The organism is Kitasatospora sp. NPDC056181 (assembly GCF_042266225.1).
Taxonomy (GTDB): Bacteria; Actinomycetota; Actinomycetes; order Streptomycetales; family Streptomycetaceae; genus Kitasatospora.
This window is the reverse complement of sequence record NZ_JBHJUK010000337.1, coordinates 1-1,470: the sequence shown is the minus strand read 5'-3', so window position 1 is coordinate 1,470 and position 1,470 is coordinate 1. Positions and strand designations below refer to the sequence as shown.

Sequence of the window (1,470 nt, the reverse complement as noted above, 5' to 3'; positions counted from 1 at the left end):
GTCCTGCTCCACCGCGGCCTCGGCGAAGGCGGCGGCGACCACCGGTGCGACCAGGTCGACCTGCCACTGCCGGGCGCCGAGCCGGCGCAGCGCGGCGGCCACGTTCTCGGCGCTCGCCTCGGCCGGCGGCTCCCAGGAGACCCGGCGGACGAGGTCCGGGGTGATCAGGTTCTCGGCCGGCAGGTTCCGCGCCTCCGCCAGCTCGCTCACCGCGGCCCGCGCCCCGGAGAGCCGGGCGGCCGCGACCGGGTCCTTCTCGGCCCAGGCGCGCGGCGGCGGCGGGCCGTCGTGCGGCGCGGAGGCCGGCGGCAGCTGGTTCTCCGGGACCTCCCGGCCGCGCTGCACGGCCGCCAGCCACTGCTCCAGCTGGCGACGGTGGACACGCGGCCCGAAGCCCTGGACGGCCTGCAGGGCGGCGACGTTGAGCGGCATGGCGAGCGCGGCGTTGACGATCGCGGCGTCCGGCAGCACCCGGCCCGGCGAGACGTCCCGCTCCTGCGCCAGCCGGTCCCGGGTGAGCCAGAGTTCGCGCACCACGGCGAGCTGGCGGCGACGGCGGACCTTGTGCAGCTGCGAGGTGCGGCGCCAGGGGTCGGTGCGCGGCGCCGGGCGGGGAGCGGCGACGATCGCGGCGAACTCCTCCAGCGCCCAGCCGAGCTTGCCCTGGGCGTCCAGCTCCTGTTCGAGTGCGTCGCGCAGCTCGACCAGCACCTCGACGTCCAGGGCGGCGTAGCGCAGCCACGGCTCGGGCAGCGGACGGGTGGACCAGTCGACCGCCGAGTGCTCCTTGGCCAGGCTCAGCCCGAGCACGCTCTCGGTCATCGGCCCGAGGCCGACCCGGGCGAAGCCGGCGATCCGGCCGGCCAGCTCGGTGTCGAAGAGGCGCTGGGGGCGCATGCCGACCTCGGCCAGGCAGGGCAGGTCCTGGGTGGCCGCGTGGACCACCCATTCGGTGTCCGCGAGGGCCGCGCCCAGCCCGCTGAGGTCGGGGCAGGCGATCGGGTCGATCAGCGCGGTACCGGCGCCCGCGCGGCGGAGCTGGATGAGGTACGCCCGCTGGCCGTAGCGGTAGCCGGAGGCCCGCTCGGCATCGACGGCGACCGGCCCGGTACCCGCGGCGAAGGCGGCGACGACGGCGGCCAGCGCCCGCTCGTCCGCCACGACTGGCGGGATCCCCTCCTTCGGTTCGAGGAGCGGGACCGGGGCTGCTTCTTCTGGGATGGCTGCTACGGCGTCGGTCACTCACCAAGGGTACGACGGACCTCGCTACCGGGAGTGTTGTCGGACTGGTCAGACCGGGTCGGTGAATATGACAGCGCCGTCACCCGGCCGCCTCCCGGGGAGCCGTGCCGCTCGGGCGGTGACGGCCCGCTCACCGTGACGACTGTGCGCAAGCCGCTGCGGGGGGCCGCGGGGGGCGGGGCGACGAGGGCCCCCCCCCCGGGCCCCCCCGCGGGGGGGTATGAGTGC

1 protein-coding gene is annotated in these 1,470 nt (G+C 76.8%); it reads right to left on the bottom strand.

Going from position 1 to position 1,470, the window contains the following annotated elements:
* Positions 1–1,242 (bottom strand): HRDC domain-containing protein (locus ACFC1F_RS43365; protein ID WP_376167340.1); only part of this gene is annotated, 1,242 nt, incomplete at its 3' end.
* Between the last annotated feature and the right edge of the window lie 228 nt (positions 1,243–1,470).